General features: G+C 34.6%; 19 protein-coding genes and 1 pseudogene. 4 read left to right on the forward strand and 16 right to left on the reverse strand.

All coding sequences use genetic code 11. The features are described from left to right. The 4 genes from QWZ06_RS23045 to QWZ06_RS23060 all read right to left on the reverse strand — a co-directional run bounded on the left by QWZ06_RS23045 (nt 1) and on the right by QWZ06_RS23060 (nt 4,564). Nucleotides 1-231 (reverse strand): bacteriocin-like protein, encoded by a 231-nt coding sequence (locus QWZ06_RS23045; protein ID WP_290301436.1) that lies wholly within the window; start codon nt 229-231, stop codon nt 1-3. A gap of 271 nt (nt 232-502) precedes the next feature. Next, nucleotides 503-889 carry a hypothetical protein gene (locus QWZ06_RS23050; RefSeq protein WP_290301437.1) on the reverse strand — a complete coding sequence of 129 codons (387 nt, stop codon included), beginning with the start codon at nt 887-889 and terminating at the stop codon, nt 503-505. Nucleotides 890-898: 9 nt separating this feature from the next. Continuing rightward, complete coding sequence (locus tag QWZ06_RS23055; protein ID WP_290301439.1) at nt 899-1,123, reverse strand: hypothetical protein; 225 nt, start codon at nt 1,121-1,123, stop codon at nt 899-901. Between the two features lie 300 nt (nt 1,124-1,423). Continuing rightward, nucleotides 1,424-4,564 carry a UvrD-helicase domain-containing protein gene (locus QWZ06_RS23060; RefSeq protein WP_290301441.1) on the reverse strand — a complete coding sequence of 1,047 codons (3,141 nt, stop codon included), beginning with the start codon at nt 4,562-4,564 and terminating at the stop codon, nt 1,424-1,426. Nucleotides 4,565-4,746: 182 nt separating this feature from the next. Here QWZ06_RS23060 and QWZ06_RS23065 point away from each other — a divergent pair, with 182 nt between their 5' ends. The 3 genes from QWZ06_RS23065 (at nt 4,747) to QWZ06_RS23075 (ending at nt 7,134) form a co-directional block, all read left to right on the forward strand. Further along, nucleotides 4,747-5,493, forward strand: coding sequence for a carboxypeptidase-like regulatory domain-containing protein (locus QWZ06_RS23065; RefSeq protein WP_290301444.1), 747 nt, complete (start codon nt 4,747-4,749; stop codon nt 5,491-5,493). 58 nt (nt 5,494-5,551) lie between these two features. Further along, nucleotides 5,552-6,283 (forward strand): peptidase associated/transthyretin-like domain-containing protein, encoded by a 732-nt coding sequence (locus tag QWZ06_RS23070; protein WP_290301445.1) that lies wholly within the window; start codon nt 5,552-5,554, stop codon nt 6,281-6,283. Between the two features lie 116 nt (nt 6,284-6,399). Then, nucleotides 6,400-7,134, forward strand: a complete 735-nt coding sequence (locus QWZ06_RS23075) for an SIMPL domain-containing protein (RefSeq protein WP_290301446.1) — start codon at nt 6,400-6,402, stop codon at nt 7,132-7,134. 104 nt (nt 7,135-7,238) lie between these two features. Here QWZ06_RS23075 and QWZ06_RS23080 read toward each other — a convergent pair whose 3' ends face one another. From QWZ06_RS23080 to QWZ06_RS23100, 5 genes and pseudogenes are all read right to left on the reverse strand, one after another. Continuing rightward, nucleotides 7,239-7,751 carry a GNAT family N-acetyltransferase gene (locus tag QWZ06_RS23080; RefSeq protein WP_290301448.1) on the reverse strand — a complete coding sequence of 171 codons (513 nt, stop codon included), beginning with the start codon at nt 7,749-7,751 and terminating at the stop codon, nt 7,239-7,241. A gap of 5 nt (nt 7,752-7,756) precedes the next feature. Continuing rightward, entirely contained in the window at nt 7,757-7,978 is a 222-nt protein-coding gene (locus QWZ06_RS23085) for a PspC family transcriptional regulator (RefSeq protein WP_034695702.1), read from the reverse strand. Between the two features lies 1 nt (nt 7,979). After that, the gene (locus QWZ06_RS23090) at nt 7,980-9,239 is read right to left on the reverse strand and encodes a DUF2851 family protein (protein WP_290301453.1); all 1,260 of its coding nucleotides are present in this window, start codon (nt 9,237-9,239) and stop codon (nt 7,980-7,982) included. 27 nt (nt 9,240-9,266) lie between these two features. Continuing rightward, nucleotides 9,267-10,415 (reverse strand): N-acetyl-alpha-D-glucosaminyl L-malate synthase BshA, encoded by a 1,149-nt coding sequence (gene bshA / locus QWZ06_RS23095; protein WP_290301454.1) that lies wholly within the window; start codon nt 10,413-10,415, stop codon nt 9,267-9,269. 27 nt (nt 10,416-10,442) lie between these two features. After that, nucleotides 10,443-12,145 (reverse strand): annotated as a pseudogene (locus QWZ06_RS23100) (glycoside hydrolase family 3 protein). A 116-nt stretch (nt 12,146-12,261) separates the two neighbouring features. Between QWZ06_RS23100 and QWZ06_RS23105 the strand changes: the two are divergent. Further along, a complete protein-coding gene (locus QWZ06_RS23105; RefSeq protein ID WP_290301456.1) occupies nt 12,262-12,819 on the forward strand; it encodes a hypothetical protein in 558 nt (185 codons plus the stop codon). A gap of 382 nt (nt 12,820-13,201) precedes the next feature. Here QWZ06_RS23105 and ribA read toward each other — a convergent pair whose 3' ends face one another. From ribA to QWZ06_RS23140, 7 genes are all read right to left on the reverse strand, one after another. After that, nucleotides 13,202-13,798 carry a GTP cyclohydrolase II gene (gene ribA / locus QWZ06_RS23110; protein ID WP_290301458.1) on the reverse strand — a complete coding sequence of 199 codons (597 nt, stop codon included), beginning with the start codon at nt 13,796-13,798 and terminating at the stop codon, nt 13,202-13,204. 18 nt (nt 13,799-13,816) lie between these two features. Further along, a complete protein-coding gene (locus tag QWZ06_RS23115; RefSeq protein ID WP_290301460.1) occupies nt 13,817-14,275 on the reverse strand; it encodes a hypothetical protein in 459 nt (152 codons plus the stop codon). Next, the gene (locus tag QWZ06_RS23120) at nt 14,272-14,886 is read right to left on the reverse strand and encodes a DUF4254 domain-containing protein (protein WP_290301463.1); all 615 of its coding nucleotides are present in this window, start codon (nt 14,884-14,886) and stop codon (nt 14,272-14,274) included. The genes QWZ06_RS23115 and QWZ06_RS23120 overlap by 4 nt, the downstream gene beginning before the upstream one ends. Nucleotides 14,887-14,901: 15 nt before the next feature. Continuing rightward, nucleotides 14,902-15,114, reverse strand: coding sequence for a twin-arginine translocase TatA/TatE family subunit (locus QWZ06_RS23125; RefSeq protein WP_290301466.1), 213 nt, complete (start codon nt 15,112-15,114; stop codon nt 14,902-14,904). 30 nt (nt 15,115-15,144) lie between these two features. Further along, on the reverse strand, nt 15,145-16,707 hold the full coding sequence (locus QWZ06_RS23130; protein ID WP_290301468.1) for a M23 family metallopeptidase: 1,563 nt from the start codon (nt 16,705-16,707) through the stop codon (nt 15,145-15,147). Beyond that, nucleotides 16,704-17,549, reverse strand: coding sequence for a lipoprotein insertase outer membrane protein LolB1 (gene lolB1, locus QWZ06_RS23135; protein WP_290301470.1), 846 nt, complete (start codon nt 17,547-17,549; stop codon nt 16,704-16,706). Before lolB1 ends, QWZ06_RS23130 begins: the two co-directional genes overlap by 4 nt. Before the next feature lie 109 nt (nt 17,550-17,658). Beyond that, nucleotides 17,659-18,675, reverse strand: coding sequence for a sugar phosphate nucleotidyltransferase (locus QWZ06_RS23140; protein WP_290301474.1), 1,017 nt, complete (start codon nt 18,673-18,675; stop codon nt 17,659-17,661). Nucleotides 18,676-18,820: the final 145 nt, after the last annotated feature.

The raw sequence follows: 18,820 nt of genomic DNA on the forward strand, positions 1-18,820 counted from the left end.
TTAGCAAAGTGATGCAGCTTTTCTTTTTGCTTCAGCACAATTTCCATTGGGGTCTGTATAACAAGACTGGCTACCTTGTCTGTTTGAACATGATACACATTCTTTGCAACCCTGATTCCCGTCATTTTGATCATCGCATACGATAATTCCTCTCGTCAATTCGCATTTAACACCATTACCTCCGGCTAGTTTTTTAAGATCCTCACGAGATAGTTTTTTGAAATTTTTCATAATGATATAAATTTTTAAAATTAAGCTGTAAATATATAGTTAATTCATTTATCAGAGATATATATTAAAGAAATTTAATACTCTATATAAAAAGTAGGATAAGTTTGCCAGAGCTGGATTGCGGCTTTATAGTATGTGAAGATAGAATAGACGAAACTGTTTTACCAAGAATAAGAAATCAAAAACACTCAATAGTTTTGAGTTTTTGTTTACAACCGGTAAGAAGAAATAATTATACTGTGATAATACCGGATTTTTTAGTCATAATAAATTAATTCAACGATTGTAAGGCCTTTATAGAATGGCTACTGTTGATGGTGTATAAGGAAAATAGAGAAACAATACTCAATAGATATAAAACAGTTAAGAAAAATAGCTTTTTACGGATGTCTTTCTCATGTCGGATCGAATAGGCCTGTATCAGGAGGAGGAGAGGATATATCAGAATAATGACTGTAAATAAAGCGAAGAGCCCGGTCATAAATAATGAAAATAAGCTTTGGATATCAATGGTCTCTGGATTTTTATTAAATGAGCTGTGAGCGGCTTTATCCCAATAATAAATGCTCGTTAAAGCAATAAAAATACAGAAGCTCATCCATTGAATATTGAATAAAATTTTCCAGTTTTTAATAATGAAATTTCTTATCATAGCCATTGATTGTGTTTATTTATCCTGCCTTAGCCTCTGAATTCTAGCAGCAGTAATAAACGTAACCGCTCCAATGAGAAAACTGAATAATAAAGATTTTACTAAACTTTCTGTAGGCATATATTTAAAGCCTTCCTTGGTAACAGGAGGATCCAGATAATCCAAAATATTAAATATGACAATTCCGGATAAGGTCATCATAAAGACACTTATAAGAAGTGAGATTAAATAAATTTTCATGGTTATATCATTAATACTTGTGTTAGTTTTTAGGGTAATGATAATTTTACATTTTCCAGTAGTTTTTTTATATGACGAAAGATACAATTAATCTATTGTTTTAGGTACTTCAAAGAGGATTATATTTTGGTTAAGAAAAGGAGTATCCCATTTGGACATAAGATGTTATATTTCTGTACCACTCATTCTTATAAAATAATTACCTAGATAATCTAACATGGCCTTATCTGAATCATGTTCAGCAGTTATATAATATGAATTTTTATCTTACAGAATATCTTTCGCCTTTTGAACGGAGATTTAAAGATAGATGATCTGTGTTTTCAGGACTTTTTTGCCAAGCCTTTCCAGAATATTTTTGTATCCCTGTACTTGATCTTCATCCTTGCCCTTTTCTTCACCTGTTTTGAAATCAACAATGATATAGCCTTCCTCGCTTTTTAGAATACGGTCAGGCCTTGAAATATAGCTTTCCCCATTTTCAGAAATCATGATATCTTTTTCATTGATAACCTCCCATTTCTCATCAAAAAATTCAGCATACGTTTTGACAATTTCCTGTAGAGTAATTTCTATTTCGTTTTTCTCTTCCAGCGTAATCTGTCCATCCAGAGCATAACCTTCCAACACTTTGTTAATATCTTTTTCAGTATTGATCTTAGATAAAAGCTCATGTACAAAAAGACCAATTCTTACTTTTTCGTTTCTTACCTGATAATTCTTCGATGGTGTAGCAATTTTGATGGACGTATTTTTTTCATTTACGTTTTTCAGGCTCTGAATATTCTGAGTTTTAAAAGATGAACTTTTCGTCTTAGAATGCTTTTTCAGCATTTCAGGCTTTACCTCATACAGATCAAACGAATCTGCATTTTCGGTGTTTTTGGTCTGAATAAATTCTAATAACTCGAGATTATTAGAGGTTTTATTAGCTTTTTGAAGATAGAAAAATAGCTGCTCAACAGGTCTTGTAGTCGCTACATATTGCAAGCATAGCCTATCAATCAGGTTTTTATAAGAATTCTTTTTATTAAATTTTTGAATTTCCTCATCATACACTTCCAGGTTCTTACTGAACTGGTTGATGTTCACTGATTTTAAAGCATCACTCTCATTCGTCTCAAACCAGTTGGTAAATTCGCTGTCCCGATTTTTGTTCATCATAGGAATAAAAACAATTGGGAATTCAAGCCCTTTAGACTTGTGGATAGTCATGATCTGGATCGCATCAATGTTTTCCGATGCCTGAATGGTGTAGGAAGAAGCTTCCTCATCCCAGTATTTTAAAAACTCTTTGGTACTTGCTCCCGCATTTTGTGTAAAATTGAAAAGCATTTCCAGAAAGTTCAGCAAAAAATCAGTTTCCTTATTTTCCACAGAAAACTCATTGATGTAATATTCTATAAAATTATATAGATTGAATCTCGGAAAGTGATCCTGCTTCAGTTGTAATGAATATTTCAGCTGAATAAACTGAAGGATTTCCTCATGGCTTTCAATATCGAGAATCTCTTTCATTTCCAGTGTAAAATCTGCCATGTGAATTTTTCCCAACGTATTCAGGTAATACATCATCATAATCAGACAAGGCTTATTTTTAGGGTTAATTTCCCATCTTAAAAATTCAACAACCGCTTTTAAGGTATTGGAAAGTTCAAGGGTCAAACCTTTATCGGAAATCGTTTTGATATTGATTTCCTCGCCAAGATAGTTTACTTTTAAATTTCCAAGCTTTTGAGAGTAGCTGAAAATATCAAAATTTCCACGGCATAGAATGGTAATATCAGAGAACTTAAATCCATTGTCCAGACATTCCTGAATATCTCTTCGCATGCTCTCTGAGGTGTCATCATAAAACTCTTCATTAGTAAGATTTTCGATCAGATTTACCCTTACACGTCCGTCGATCTTAGACTTAGGAGTCTGTTCGGCATCTGTTCCAAAAATGTTTTTATGTTCCTCTTCCAGTCCCAAAGAGTGATACTGATACAGCTCATTGTTAAACTGTACAATATTTCGGGCACTTCTCCAGTTGTCTTTAAGAACGAGAAGATCAGCTTCCTTAGGGGAAAATTCCTTTTTATTGATAATGTCCAACATTAATTTACTTTCACCACCCCTGAATCTGTAAATACTCTGTTTCGGATCTCCTACCAGGGTAAAAGACGTATATTCTGTAGAAACACTATGATCTCTTAACGGGACAAAATTCTGCCACTGTAATTCCGAAGTATCCTGAAACTCATCAAAGAAATAATGCTGAAATTGAGCCCCTACTTTTTCATAAATAAACGCTGAAGGTTCATTCTTAAGATTTTCATTGATCAGGATATTAAATTTTGAAAGAAGAACAAGATCATTCTCTTCCTCAATTTTTTTTAGTTCATCCTGAATATCTTTATTCACCTTTAAAGGAAGCAAGGCTGATAATACTTTTTCCTTCTTCTGAGTCTCAATATACAGAAGAATAAGCTTCATTCTGTTTTCAATAAGCTGATCCAGGATTTCAAAGATTTCAGCTTCTTTATGCTTAGATTTTGACGCAGCTCCTTTTCTGTAATTGTTGATTACAGATTCTTCCAATGTGGTAGGAAAAGGAAAACCAGGTCTTTTCTGCTGGTAAAAATCGATTACTTTAGTAAAGAATCCTCCGATCCCGTTTTTTCCCTGAGCAAAATCTTCAATCTCAATATTTCTGGATTTGAATAATTCAATAGATGAGGCAGCAAGTTCTGCAGCCTGCTTTTTATTCAGAATAATTTCTTTACGAAGTCCATTTTTGATGTTTTCATAATTGGTATCGTCAAAACTCTCGTTATTTTTCAGGTGCTCATAATGAATATCTTTTACAAATTCCTTGGCCGAATCATACAGGTTTTTGTTCAGATTGATCCTTTCATTGTTTTCAAGGCTGTAGTCTACATAATCCATGAAAGAATTTGAGATGGTCTCATTTTCACCGATCTGATCTAACATTTTATCCACCGCTTCAATAAGGAACGGCTCAGCTTCAATTTCAAGGTTAAAGTTTTTAGCCAATCCCAATTCATAGGAAAAGCTTCTTACCAATCTGGAATTAAAACGATCAATTGTTCCGATATTTAAAGTAGAATAGTTATGAAGAATATGATCCAACAGTCTTTTAGAACGCTGATGCAAATCATCAATCGTAATTTTTAATCCTTGTTCTTCAAAAGCTTTCTGAATATTCTTGAGATCAGCATTCTCTGCATAGTTATTGGCGGAGAAATTTCCGAGCCAGGATAAAATTCTTTCCTTCATCTCGTTCGCTGCCTTATTAGTGAAGGTAAGAGCGAGGATATTCCTGATCGAATGTTGTTGATTAGGATAGCGGAGACAGATCATCAGAAGTCGCTGAACCAAGGCATATGTTTTCCCGGATCCCGCAGATGCGTTGATGACTGTATAAGAATTTTGCATTGTTAAAAGAGAATTGAGACTGCAAGTTAGCTAAATTTAAAAGAAAAATTTAACAATTCAATCCAGCTATTTAACAGTTTCGACAGTAAAAGACAGCAAGAAATACTAAAACGCGTTAATGGTGGTTAAACTTATGAAACAATTTAAAAATAATTTTAGCTTTGCTTAATAAAAAATAATCCGTGAAATTCAAACTACTTCTTTTTCTATGCCTTATTTTCTTCATCCATTCCAATGCCCAAAGTTATATCTTCGGAAAAGTAGCTTCTGAGAGTGGCACAGAAATACAGGATGTTACTGTTATCAATATTCGAACAGACGAAATGGTTCTATCTAATGATGACGGACACTTTATGATTCCCGGAAGAGTAGGTGACGAGTTACGATTTATCAAGGCTGGATATGATAGAGTAGCGAAAAAAGTTTCTCAGGAAAATGTACAGTCTCCTATGAATATCAGTCTTGTTCGGTCAACCATTCAGATTCCTGAAGTGGAAGTGAAGCAAGGGTTAACCGGAAATTTGAAAATAGATTCAAGAAGTTACAATAAGCCTCAAAAGGTTCAAAAACTGGAAACAGAAATGAATAAATATCTTTTACAGAAGTCAGATCCAAGGATTCTTGCTGCAAAGCCCGGAGAATTTGTACAGCCAAAAGGAGAAGGATTTATGATTGGAAAAGCTAATAATAAATGGGATGATATTGATTTAATGAGCTATATAAGGACAAGTCTTGGAGATGATTATTTTACCAATCTTAAAATAGAGAAACCATTAATAGATCATTTCATTTCCTATGTTTTTGCAGGTGGTTTTGAAAGAAAAAAGATATTGAAATATGGATTTTGCAGTGATGCGGATCTGTATAGATTTCAAAGTTTTGTTTTAACAAGAATTTCGTCTTATCGTGCTCCACAAACTCAAAAATAAAACAGATACATCTAGGAAAAGGATCTTTCTTTTCCTTATTATGCTGTGCAGTAATATTTTGTTTTCCCAACAAACAGTAGCCGGGAGAATTATAGATGACAATGGAGAAAGTTTAAGCGCTGTAACCATTGTTAATATGTCTTCGGATAAAAAAGCATATTCCAATTCACAAGGAATATTTTCTATTGAAGCTAATCCTAACGATGAATTGAGGTTCGTAAAGGAAGATTTCAAAAGAGTTTCAAGAAGAGTTCTTACTGATGGGGTAAATGCTCAATTGTTAATCACTCTTTTTCAGATTCCCAAAGATATCGGTGAAGTTAAAATTGTAAAAAAGCTGTCCGGAGATTTGGAACATGATTCAAGAATTGTTGCTAAAGTTGATAAAGGAGAACAGGTAAAACAGTCTATTGGTCTTCCGGAGCCCGTAGGGAAAATGAGAGAAAAGCCAGCAGAAATAAAGAGTGTTCTTTTACCCATACTATTAGGAAACCTGAATGTACAGGGAGTATATGATCTGATAAGCGGAAAAGCCCGAAAGCAGAAGAGACAATATAGATATGATGACCTTCAGGAACACATTGTTTGGGTGCGCAGTAGGGTAGATGATGATTATTTTGTTAAAGCGGGTATTCCCGCAGATAGAATCTCGGAATTTATTGAATTTTCATTTGCTGCTAAGCCTCAGGTTCGCACGTATGTAAAAGCCCGAAACTTATCCGGTGTGATACTAAGGATGGAAGAAGTGATCCCACTTTTTCTTGAACGGGTCAATAAGAGCCATCAATAAAATCTTCTTTTGTAACTTCAGCTTCAAAAATTTCCATTTGTGTTAAGAAAACCTTAAAGTATTGGAATGGAAATTGCTGCAATATTCTCATAATCAAAACTAAATTCACAAATTTTATGAATAAAAACATTATTGCAGTAGCAGTAGGAGCACTAGGATTCGTACTTGGGCTCGGTTTTTTGGGAAATGCTATCAAAAATAGAAATAAATCCGAGAACACGATTTCAGTAACAGGGTTGGGAACCAAACACTTTACCTCTGATCTGATTACCTGGTCGGGAAGCTTTTCTAAAAATAATTCCGATCTGAAATCAGCCTATGATGAATTGGCTTTAGATAGAAAAGTCATTAATGATTATTTAATTTCAAAAGGAATAAAACAGAATGAGATTGTATTTTCTTCTGTAGACATTCAGAAACAATTTAGAAGTTATAATGATGCTAATGGAAATTATGTACAAGGAGAATTTTCCGGTTACAACCTATCCCAAAATGTATCTATTGAAAGTAAAGAAGTAGGCAAAATTGAAAATCTTTCCAGAAATATCACTGAAATTATCAACCGCGGAATTGAGTTCACCTCTTCTTCACCCTCTTACTTTTACACCAAACTGGCTACTGTAAAGCAGGAGATGATTGCCAGTGCAACAAAAGATGCGAAGGAACGTGCAGAAAAAATTGCAGAAAACTCCGGAAGTAGCTTAGGAAACCTTAAAAAAGCAACGATGGGAGTCATTCAGATCACCGCTCCGAATTCAAATGAAGACTATTCCTATGGCGGGACATTCAATACCTCTTCTAAAGAAAAAGAAGCCAGTATTACCATAAAACTGGAGTACCAAGTGAATTAGAACTATATTAAAAACATAAAGTACAAAAGTTTGTGGTTATTCCAACTCAAACAGTATTTCACAATCTATAAAAATAAACGCCGGAAATGTTCCGGCGTTTTATATTAAGGATATACAATATCACAAAGTTCGTTTTTAATTTCCTCCACATTTTCAGGAGTGTAATTGGCCAACAGCCATAAGTTCAGAGATTGTTTTCCTTCACCGTAGCTTGGCTGTATATAAGTAGTATCAATCAGTTCAAAGTTGTTTCTTTGGTAGAAGGAATAACGTCTTTTAGCATCTTCATTCTGATCTTCAGGTTCTATTTCCAGAATTACCTGTGGATAATTTTCCAGTAAATGCTGGATGATGTGAGAACCCAATTTTTTACTCCTGAAAGCTTCAAATACTTCAAAGTGTTCTACAAAGACAAAAGAGCTCAGCTCCCATAAAATGAGGTATCCAATTTCTTCGGATTCGTGTATTACAGACATGAAGCTTACTTTCGGATTTGAAAATAGCTCCAGAAACTGTTCTTTATCTCTTTGTTCGTCTACAGGAAAAGTATTGGTATAAGAAGTATAGATCCCTTGGACTCTATGATCTTCAGCAGAAGTAATCGGTAAAAATTCCATAATTATTATAAATCAAAGACACTCGGTCTTCTGGTGATAAAAATATCTTTAATCCACAAAGTGAATGCCAAACCCAGATAAATCAGAAAGAAAAAACCGGCTGTAGCGAAAGTAGAGTAGATAAAGAAGATTCTTAATTTGGATACAGGAATCCCTAGTTTAGCACCCGTTCTCGTCAGTACACCAAACCATTCTCTTTCCATTTTATGACGGATATTACTCAGCATTTCAAGATTCTTTTAAAAGTTTAAATCCAATACTGCAAGTTAAGCAATTTTTTTCTTCACATGAATTTTTATAGTGATAAATCAGGCTCTGGCTTTCCAAAGCATTGTTTACAGACACACCAAGTTTTTTCCAGCTCAGGATCACTGAATTTTTTTCAGCAGGAATATTTTGATAGAACTCTATAATGTTATCCACAATTTCTTCACTATGGTATTTATGGTAAGCATACTTTAGAGGAAGGATGGTGTTAAGAATGATGAGGTCAATAAAATCTTTACTCAAAGTCTTAGGTTGCACCCTTGAGATGGTTCCGAAATTAAAATGACAGTCCCAATATTCAGAAGCTTTTACTGATTCAAAAATATTGTAAAGTTCTTCAGTATTTTCAGCTTCCATAACTTTTGAAAATAAATTCTGCTGTTGGTAAAGAGCAGCAAGTTGAGACAGACGGATCGTAGGAAAATTAGGTGGACGTAATCTTAAAAATTTAGGATGAAATGTCAGATCAGGAAGTTTAAATTTTGCTTTAAGGAAATCAAATTCACGTTTCCATATTTTCATCTGTCCATCATCTGGATGTATAAGCCATCCTGAGATCCCAAATAATAAAGCCTCAAACTGTAAAGGATTCTGGCGGATCTTATTGATAATACTGAAATCAATACTTTCAGCAATTTGCCTGAAAATATGAGCATTTACCTTTAATCCAAAAGAATAGGCAAGACTGTGGAATAATACTACTTCAAAATTATTTTTATAAAGACTTAGGCTTTGCTCAAGTTCGGTAGATTTTTCCTCCAGTTTTTTCAAAATATTTCCTTCATGAAAATGTACCGGAATTTTATCTTTGTTAAAAATATTTTCACAGGCGATAAACTGATTGCCATTGATTAATTTTTCATATTTCCATACTATATTTTCATCAATATAATGTTTCAGCTCAAGAGTTGGAACTTGTTGATCCGTATGTTCTCTGATTTCAGTATCATGTTGAAAGACTACGTGGAGAATAATATTCCGGTAATTGGGATCCTGAGAATGATTGTGAAAAATCCAGTCCGAGGAACGGACATGCAGTTCTATATTGCCGGCAAGAACCACACCGTTGATTTTGATTTTTGAATCGAGAAAATCCGGGCCGGCATCTTTATTCCATTTCCCGAATTGCATAATCTCAACGGAGTTTCCTTCAATATCCTTGAAGTCAAAATGTTTGAAAACCTTATAGTTCCAAAGATATTGAAGTAATTTTTCCGTCATAGTGTGACGATAAATATAATAGAAATATTATACTTTCGTCAACTCCTTTTTAAAATTTTCGATAGTTGTTCTATACATTTTCTCGTATATAGGAAGAATGTTTTTCAAATCGAACTTTATAGCCTGCTCTTTCGCATTTTCTTTCATTTTGGTTAAAAGTTCCTCATTGCTTAAGAGCTTAATCGTGTAGTTGCTCATCGCTTCTACATTTCCGATTTCAGCCAGATATCCTGTCTCTCCCTGGATATTTACTTCAGGAATACCTCCTGCATTGGAGCTGATTACCGGAGTATAGGCTGCCATTGCTTCCAATGCTGCCAAACCAAAGCTTTCTTGTTCTGACGGAAGTAAAAATACATCAGAAAGCTGTAGGATTTTATAAAGATCATTTACTTTCCCCAACAGACGGATTTTTGAAATAAGCTCAGGATTTTCTTCAAGGAATTGATTCACTTTTTCCATATCCGGGCCTTCACCAATAATGATAAGTTTGGATTTTACCTTTTTTTCAACATTTTTAAAGATCTGTAATACTTCATCCACACGCTTTACGGGACGAAGGTTCGATACGTGGATCAATATTTTCTCATCAGGATTGGCAAATTGAGTCCTCTGACATTCTGTACAGTCGTCAAATTCAGTATTATCAATAAAGTTAGTAATCACCTGGATTTCCTTTTTGATATTAAAAAACTGAAGCGTATCCTTTTTCAAGCTTTCAGATACCGAAGTAATAGCGTCCGACTGATTGATGGAAAATTCTACAGCATGTTTATAACTCGGATGCTGCCCTACAAGAGTAATATCTGTACCATGCAAAGTAGTCACCAGAGGAATATCATTATTGTCTTCCTGTAGCATCTGTTTAGCTGTAAATGCTGCATATGCATAAGGAATCGCATAATGAGCATGTAAAAGATCCAGTTTATATAGATTAACAACCCTGTAGATCATAGAACTTAATGCAATATCATAAGGTTGATATTGGAAAAGTGGATAGGTCTGAACATTTACCCTGTGAAAGAAAATATTCGGATTAGTAATGTCTAATCTCGCAGGAAGAGCTGAGCTGATAAAATGAACTTCATATCCTTTATTGGCAAGGGACATTCCCAGTTCTGTTGCTACAATTCCGCTTCCGCCATAAGTTGGATAGCAAAGTATGCCTATTTTCATTAGATTATTGTTGTTTTGATGTTGTTTTTATTTTGTGATCATTGGGGAAACAGGATTCAGATCCATACCCATTCCTGCTTTTAATTGGTCATTGACCAATACAGGAAGTCTGCCCCATATTTTTGTTTTTCCATTTAAAGCATCCGCTGTTGCATTCATGGAATCATCATTGTTTTCATAAGAAACAAGAACTGTTGAAACCTTTGAAAGATCAATATCCTTTAGAGCATAAGCACTTCCGAATACACTAAGAATCACATTTTGATTTTTACTAAGGTCAGCAAGAACTTTCTTCGATTCTGCAGAGATTTTATATGGTTTATAAGCTGTTGAATTATCCTTATGAATACCTACAATCACTGTAGATCCGGAAGGGATTGTGCTGATTTCGCCTGCCTTTTTAATAATAATATTAGATCCCATTCTATTAGCAAATGTCTGATAAGGTGCTTCTTCTAAAGGAATGTAATAAGTCTGTTTTCCAGTTAAAGGAAGCAGTTTCTTTTCATCCTTTAGTAAAGTCAATGCATTAGAATAAAGGTTCTGAACCAAAGTTTTATGGGAATCATTATTCAAATCAGTATTGATGTTCTCAGGGTTTTTAGGAGTGTATTGAGTAAGTCCTAAGAAATATTTTGTTAAAAGAATTTTCTTTACGCTTTCTTCTACTCTGGATTGCGAAATCTCTTTGTTGTCAATGGCCTTCTGAATTAATTTTTACCTTCAGAAACGCCTTGAGAGAAAAGCATGATATCATTTCCGGCTTTAAAAGCCATAGCATCTAGCTCTCCCGGTTTGTATTTGTTGGCAACAGCACCCATATTTAAAGCGTCTGTGATGATAAGGCCTTTATACCCAAGTTTGTCTTTCAATAATCCTGTGATGATGTTTTTAGAAACTGAAGCAGGGATTCCTTTTCCAGATTCTAAACTTGGAACATATAAATGAGCGACCATAACACCACCAATTCCTTTATCCATTAATGCTTTGAAAGGTGCCAGTTCTATTGAGTTTAATCTTTCCATATTGTGGGAAACCACTGGAAGATCAAGGTGAGAATCCGTATTGGTATCCCCGTGACCAGGGAAATGCTTGATGGCTGCTAAGATATTATTATCCTGAAGTCCGTTAGAATAGGATAGGGCAGAATGAATCACATTATCTACCTCAGATCCGAAACTTCTGTTGCCGATAATAGGATTGTTGGGATTGGTATTGACATCTACTACTGGAGCAAAATCCCAGTTAATTCCCATTCTATGACAGTCTTCTGCAATTTTTGCTGACATCTGATAGACGAGATTCTTATCCTGAATAGCTCCCAAAGTCATTGCCCATGGAAATTTATGTGCTGTTGCGATTCTCTGGAATAAACCCCATTCTGCATCCATTCCGATCATCAAAGGAACTTTTGACTTCTGCTGGAATTCATTAACCAGGTTAATTTCTCTTGCGGCATCGTCCTGCATCAGGATTAAACCTCCGATTTTATCATTGGTAACAATATTTCTTACCTGGCTGATATAGTCTTCTCCTTTATTAGTATATAATGCAACAATAAAAAGCTGACCTAGCTTTTCATCTTGTGAAAGATTTTTATACGTTTTTTCAACCCATTGCTGAGCCTTTTTTAAATCTTCTTTTGAAGTATTTTTAGGCTGATATTGGGCATTAATCCTAGGACTGATCAATGCTGCAATAAAGAGTGAAGTATATAATAATTTCTTCATGACTTTTTGAATAAGAACAAAAATACAATTAAAAAAATTGACGAAAACAAAGTTTTTGAAATTTTTGGTATATGATTTGAATACGGAATATAAATAATAACTAAACATTTATAAAAATGAAAAAAATTCTTCCACTTATATTATTAGCAGGTTTAGGATTCTTAACATACAGTTGTGATAATAGCAACAACGATCCAGTTGTAGTACCTAATCCAAACCCAGTGGATAATGATACATTCCCAATCATGATGGATGCTACAGGAACATTTAATGCTGGTAATAAGTATGCATTGACTGCAGATATTAGTATTGCTACAACAGATGTTGTATTAGTATATAGAAAAGCAGATGGTGTTTGGCAACAAATTCCTAAAACAATTTATGTAGATCCATCAACTTCTGTTTCACCAAGAAAATTTGATTACAATTTTGTTTTCGATAACAAAGCAGTTCAGGTAAGAATTGATGATCCAAGCTTTACCCTTGGAACCATGTCTTCTGCAGAAGCAACTAAATATCTGAACGATCAAACTTTCAGAATTGTATTAGTACCAGCTGATCCAGCGAAAAAGACTGCAAAAACAAGCAGCAGTGTTGATTTCAGTGATTATAATGCTGTAGTAAAATATTATAATCTTGATGAGTCTAAAATTAAGACGATCAACGCACACTAATTAAGAAATATCTTTTCAGTTTTTTATAATTAAAAAAGCTTCGGGAGTTCTCTTCCGGGGCTTTTGATTTTAGGATAAAGATGAACCGGAAGAAAGGTTTGATAAATGCTTTTTATAGATCATTACAAAACTTGTGAGCTCTTGTCAGAATTATAATCAGTCAAAAATCAATAACAAAGTTTTTAATACATTTTACTTTTCTGGACTTAGTATATTATTATTGAATAAAAATAGAAATGAATGGATCTTTAGCTCTATTCAATTTTGATCGTTTTTTCAAGCCTTAAAGCTGGTATAGGGATGTATTTATGGACTATTTTATCTGTAGAGATATATTCCAAATAAAAGAGCTTCAGAATGTATTCTGAAGCTCTTATTTTATCTAGTTATCATTGTCATCGAGTAGATGACCAAAGAAATCTTTTTTTGTTTTTAAATAGCCTTTACTCATCTCATTGGCTGGAATCTGTAATGGAATCCTTGAGTTGAGATGTACATTGCTTTCAACCACATATTTTACCTTTTCAGGATTATTGGTCAAAAGGTTAACATCTTTTACATCCAATAGATTAAGAATTTCAATGGCTACTCCAAAATTTCTGTCATCTGCAGGTAGTCCCAGTTCAAGATTGGCTTGTACTGTATCAAGACCTTTTTCCTGTAATGAATATGCCTTTAATTTATTGATGATGCCAATATTACGACCTTCCTGACGAAGATAAATAATGATACCTCCGTTTTCGTGGATGTATTTCATTGCCGCATCCAATTGCTGGCCGCATTCACATTTTTTTGAATGGAAAACTTCTCCGGTAATACATTCTGAATGGAAACGCACATTCACAGGTTTTGAAAAATCTGTGTTTTCCGCGATAATAGCCATATGAGGCATCCAGTCATTTTCATTTTCCGAGAAAGCGATCATTCGGAAATTGCCGTGTTCTGTAGGAACATTGGCTTCCGCCTGAGTTTTAATCATTGATAGTTCAATTAGTTTTTAACTTCCTGGTAAAGCATCTTCAATAACGGAAATATTGGTTTTTAAACGTACCAAATATCTGTTAAGAACTTCATCATCATCTTTTTCAAGGCTTTGTCTTTGCTTTTGAATTTTCTTATATGATTTTTCGAAGCTTTTCAGAGCTCTGCTTTTTCCTGCAGAATTATTAGCGTCAATAGCATATAAATAATTCTGAAGGCTGTACTTCAAACTTGTGACCTCATCATTTAGCCCATTGTTTTTAAACTTAGGAAAAGTTGAGATAATATTTGATATTTCAGAAGCGTTTACGTTTTCCTTGATATTGATATTAAAACTCTTTTTGGAGCCTCTATCAGAATCAGAGCCCTTTGTATCGCTATAAAAATTATTTGACAGCGGAGAAAGGTTAAGCTTTTCCGTTGCGCAGGAAGATGTTAATAGTATTAGTACTCCAAAAAAAACTAGTCTTTTCATTTTTGTTGCCCTTTTTGATAAAGGATTGGGTTAAGACTTTCATCATTATACATTTTCATTTGTTTGTATACTTTCGTCTTAACGTTACCGTTTTCAATATCAGCAAGCAACTGGTCTATAGAAGTTGATAGATCTTCCTTCTGAGCAAGCAGAACATCCAGTTTAGCCTGGCAGTTGTTTCTGTGTTCCTCAGAAGCGGATTCTCTATTGGCTTCTAATGACATATGATAGACCTTTAATGCAAGGATGGATAATCTGTCTACTGCCCAAGCGGGAGTTTCGGTATTTATCTTTGCTTCAGGTTTAGGAGTTATATTTTCAAACTTATTAAGGAACCAGCTGTCAATATATTCTACCAGATCAGTTCTTTTCTGATTGGAGGCGTCTATTGTTCTTTTCAATTGAAGAGCTTCAGCCGGATCAATATTTTCATCTCTAATTATATCTTCCAGATGCCATTGAACGGTATCAATCCAGTTCTTTGCATACAAAATCCGTTCCAAACTATCTTTTTCGAACGGGTTATTAATTAGAGTGTTAACGTCATCAGACACGTGATAGTCTTCAATAGATTGATTGAAGACTTTCCATGCAGTCTCAGTAAATTTCATTAATTCTAAGGAATTTTAGTTACTTGTAGAATTATCTTTTGTAGAAGACGATTTATTTTCAGAACCTGGTTTGTCTTCTTCTTTTACCGCATCTTTAAATTCTTTGATCCCTGAACCAACTCCTCTCATTAGTTCTGGAATTTTCTTTCCTCCAAAAAGCAATACTAATAGTATCGCTACGATAAGGATATGTTGCCAAGATAAGGCAAGTATTGTTAGTGTATTCATCTCTTAAATTTTTGCAAAGTTACACTTTTTTTAATATGAAATCCAACCTAATGGATCAACTGGTGTGCTTCCGTTCCATACTTGGAAATCAAGGGTGTAAGCACCGTCAAAATCCTGAGCTACAGTTCCTACCGGAGTTCCTGCAGAAACTTGTTGTCCTTTAGAAACCCCTACACTTCCTAAGTTGGAATAAATGGTAAAGTAGTTTCCGTGTTTGATGATCACAGTTTTTGTCCCATCATTGTTAGCTAATACTGAAGATACAGATCCTGGATATACAGATTTTGCACGAGTGCCTGATGGTACGGAAATTTTGATACCATTGTTTTCCTCGGTAATATTTTTGAAAACAGGGTGTGGCTGTCTTCCAAAACGGTGAGTGATCTGTCCGGCTCTGTCTGCAGGATATCCTAATCTTCCTCTGTTGTCAGCAAAACTGCTTCCAGTGGATGTAGTCACTCCATAGCTTGTCATGGCTTTAGACTCTGCCGCTTTTTTCTCTTCTTCTTTTTTCTTGTTTAAAGCTGCTTCTGCTGCTCTGGCTGCTGCTAATTTATCTGCTGCTGCTTTTGCATTGGCTGCTGCTTCATCAGATGCTTTTTTAGCAGCTACTTTTCTGGCCTCATCTCTTGCATTGGCTTCTGATCTTGCCGCTTCTTCATTACGTTTTCTTTCTTCTTCAGCTCTTTTTGCCGCTAATTCTGCTGCTTTTTTAGCCTCAGCTTCAGCAATTCTTCTTTCTCTTTCTAAAGCTTCAGCTCTGGCTTTGGCTTCAGCTTCAATTCTTGCTTTTTCTCTTTCAGCAGCTAGTTTTGCTAAACGTATTTTTTCCGCTTCTGCTTTTCTTCTGGCTTCTTCTTCCGCTTTTGCAATTCTGATCTCTTCCGCAATAATGGCTCTGATCTGTCCTTCAAGCGCTTTAGATTGAACCTGCTTTTGCTTCAGTTCAACAGTAAGTTTAGCTTCGTTCTTTTTAAAATCAGTGACCAATTGCTCTTTCTGAGCTCTTTCTGCATTGATCGTCGCTAAATCCTTCTGTTGATTTACCAGAAGGTTTTCTTTCTCTTTTACAGAGCTTTGTCTTTGCGTAATGGTTTTTTTAATCTGGTTGGCGGCATCACTGATTTCGGCTGCCTTTTTATCCTGATAGTCTGAATATTGCTTTAAATATTGTACTCTTCGGATCGCCTCGCCCATGTTTTTAGCCGAAAGAATGAAGGTTACTTTATTCTGTACTCCTTTATTTTTATAAGCATTTACCAAGACTTCAGCATAGTTCTTTCTCAGAACGGCCAATTCCTTATTCTGGCGGTTGATTTCAAGCTGTTTCAGATAGATGTCATCTTCAATAAATCTCTTTTCTTTTTGAGTATTATTGTAGACTTTTTCTCTTAAGACTAACTTTTGATTAACGCTGGTAAGGTAGGCTATAGAAAGTTTAGATTCGCTTCTTGTTTTAGCTAAATCTGTATTTATTTGTGCAATTTGTTTTTTAAGTTCGGCATTCTGCTTCTGCAGCTGTTCTTTCTTCTGCTGTCCCTGGTGCAGTCCAAACATAAGAACACCTATTAAAAAGCTAAATTTTTTAATCATTTAATCTCAATTTTCTTATAACTGGATGGTACAGAATAAGGTGTTTCCATCCTCGAAAAGTCAAATTTCGTATTTTCCAGTAAAATTTGACTAGATTTTGAGCCTTTTATAATTATTTTAACATTTTGTGGAAGGCGAATTCCATTGTATTCACTCCAGTCACTGTATGATATTTCCAACTCATCCGGAGATAAAACATCTTTTAAGTTGACACTTAATAAGTCGTAATTGGTATCGTACTGCAAGGCAATTTTATATTCCCGGGTCTTTTCATCGGTTACAATTTTCTGGTTTACATTAGAAACCATTTTATACCCTTGTGCGTTTTGAGTAAGGGAAAATTGAGAGTCACTGATCTTTACAAAGGTTCTTCCCAATAAAATTTTCTCCAGGGATTTATAATCAATGAAATTTACATTTAAGAGATTATTCAGATAATCAAAATCCGAATCAATGTAGGTTTTACTGGTTTTGTCCTGTCCTTTTATTCCTTCTGGAGTAGCAATTCCTCGGGCTACATTAAATAACAGAGCTCTCAGGTTCATCCAAACCTTTTTATCATTTTCTATGTAAATTGTAGCATCCAATGTAGGAATGAAGCTTCCTGTTTCTACACGAACTTTACTGTCTATTTTGATCTGGTCAAATTTTGGCGGGATCAATACATGTTCGTAAAAGGTAAGTTTATCCCTTACCGATTGGTTTACGTCTTTTGGGTTTCTGTTATCTTCTGTTGTTTTGATACTGTCTCGAGTATTGCCTGTATCATTTTTTACCGCATTACGGGTTTTACAGGATGATAAAGCAAGAAGCAATAAAAGAAGCGGGATCCAATTTTTCATGTATTTATCTTTTTCAATTAAAAAAATACGGTGCAATATTAACGCCAAACCACACAAAACATTTTGTGTGGTTTGGCGTTATCTTATTTAAAATAAAGAAATTTTAATCTTATTTGGAAAGAAAATCCAAAACGGAATAATCTCCCAATGAAATTTCTCTTGCCACTCCAACATACTGAGCAGAATTGCCAATCATTGAGTTGGAAAGGTTTCCGTGGTTGATTTTCGTGTTTTCCTGAATCAGAGAGTTTTCAATGTTAGAATTTACAATAATTGTATTGTTTCCTAATGAAACACCAGGGCCTACTTTAGAATTAGAGATCTTTACATTTTCTCCAATGAAGCATGGAGGAATGATCAATGAGTTTTCAATCACTGAAGAAGCCGGATAATGGCTCATTTCTTCTTTTTCATATTCAAGGATTTTACTGTTGGTTTCTACGGTAGCATTTTTGTTACCACAGTCCATCCAGTCATTTACTTTACCAAGGGTAAACTTAGCTCCTTTGGCTCTAAGGTTTTCCAAGGCCATAGTAAGCTGGTATTCGCCACCATTTTTAATATCATTATCCATGATATAGTTTATTTCATCCATTAGCTTTTCAGCACTGTTGAAATAGTAGATTCCTATGATCGCAAGGTCTGATACAAATGTTTGTGGCTTCTCTACGAAATCAGTAATGAAACCATAGTTATCCAGTTTTACGACTCCGAATGCGGATGGATCTTCTACGCTTTTTACCCAGATTACTCCATCAGAATTTTTATCCAATTGGAAATCTGCACGGAAAAGAGTATCGGCAAAAGCAATCACTACATCACCTGTCATTGATTGTTCTGCACATTTGATAGCATGAGCCGTTCCAAGAGGATCATTTTGATAATATAGACTTCCTTTTGCTCCTAGCTTTTCAGCAATCTGAAGAAGTGATTTTTCGATCTCAGCGCCAAAATCTCCGATAATAAAAGCTACCTCTTCAATTTTTTCTCCTGCAACTTTAGCAATATCCTCCACCAATCTTTGTACAATAGGTTTCCCTGCAATAGGAATAAGTGGTTTTGGAACAGTTAATGTATGTGGACGTAATCTGGAGCCACGTCCAGCCATAGGAACTATAATTTTCATAGATGATTTAACGATGTTTTTTGTTAAAAAGTAGTGTATTTTTAGCTAAAAATAATAATTACGAGATTTTTAAAATCTAAGGCTTATCATATTTAGCAGCTTTGTTAGTTTTTAAGTTTAATGGTTATCAAAAGAGAGACCAAAG

The organism is Chryseobacterium tructae (assembly GCF_030409875.1).
Lineage (GTDB): Bacteria > Bacteroidota > Bacteroidia > Flavobacteriales > Weeksellaceae > Chryseobacterium > Chryseobacterium tructae.

Bases quoted from the DNA above. Each gene is read 5' to 3' on its own strand.
- bshA (WP_290301454.1), bottom strand. From the start codon at position 10,415: ATGAAAATAGGCATACTTTGCTATCCAACTTATGGCGGAAGCGGAATT.
- QWZ06_RS23090 (WP_290301453.1), bottom strand. From the start codon at position 9,239: ATGACGGAAAAATTACTTCAATATCTTTGGAACTATAAGGTTTTCAAA.
- QWZ06_RS23130 (WP_290301468.1), bottom strand. From the start codon at position 16,707: ATGATTAAAAAATTTAGCTTTTTAATAGGTGTTCTTATGTTTGGACTG.
- QWZ06_RS23055 (WP_290301439.1), bottom strand. From the start codon at position 1,123: ATGAAAATTTATTTAATCTCACTTCTTATAAGTGTCTTTATGATGACC.
- QWZ06_RS23125 (WP_290301466.1), bottom strand. From the start codon at position 15,114: ATGAATACACTAACAATACTTGCCTTATCTTGGCAACATATCCTTATC.
- QWZ06_RS23060 (WP_290301441.1), bottom strand. From the start codon at position 4,564: ATGCAAAATTCTTATACAGTCATCAACGCATCTGCGGGATCCGGGAAA.
- QWZ06_RS23115 (WP_290301460.1), bottom strand. From the start codon at position 14,275: ATGAAAAGACTAGTTTTTTTTGGAGTACTAATACTATTAACATCTTCC.
- QWZ06_RS23140 (WP_290301474.1), bottom strand. From the start codon at position 18,675: ATGAAAATTATAGTTCCTATGGCTGGACGTGGCTCCAGATTACGTCCA.
- QWZ06_RS23075 (WP_290301446.1), top strand. From the start codon at position 6,400: ATGAATAAAAACATTATTGCAGTAGCAGTAGGAGCACTAGGATTCGTA.
- QWZ06_RS23105 (WP_290301456.1), top strand. From the start codon at position 12,262: ATGAAAAAAATTCTTCCACTTATATTATTAGCAGGTTTAGGATTCTTA.
- lolB1 (WP_290301470.1), bottom strand. From the start codon at position 17,549: ATGAAAAATTGGATCCCGCTTCTTTTATTGCTTCTTGCTTTATCATCC.
- QWZ06_RS23085 (WP_034695702.1), bottom strand. From the start codon at position 7,978: ATGCTGAGTAATATCCGTCATAAAATGGAAAGAGAATGGTTTGGTGTA.
- QWZ06_RS23120 (WP_290301463.1), bottom strand. From the start codon at position 14,886: ATGAAATTTACTGAGACTGCATGGAAAGTCTTCAATCAATCTATTGAA.
- QWZ06_RS23080 (WP_290301448.1), bottom strand. From the start codon at position 7,751: ATGGAATTTTTACCGATTACTTCTGCTGAAGATCATAGAGTCCAAGGG.
- QWZ06_RS23045 (WP_290301436.1), bottom strand. From the start codon at position 231: ATGAAAAATTTCAAAAAACTATCTCGTGAGGATCTTAAAAAACTAGCC.
- QWZ06_RS23050 (WP_290301437.1), bottom strand. From the start codon at position 889: ATGGCTATGATAAGAAATTTCATTATTAAAAACTGGAAAATTTTATTC.
- ribA (WP_290301458.1), bottom strand. From the start codon at position 13,798: ATGATTAAAACTCAGGCGGAAGCCAATGTTCCTACAGAACACGGCAAT.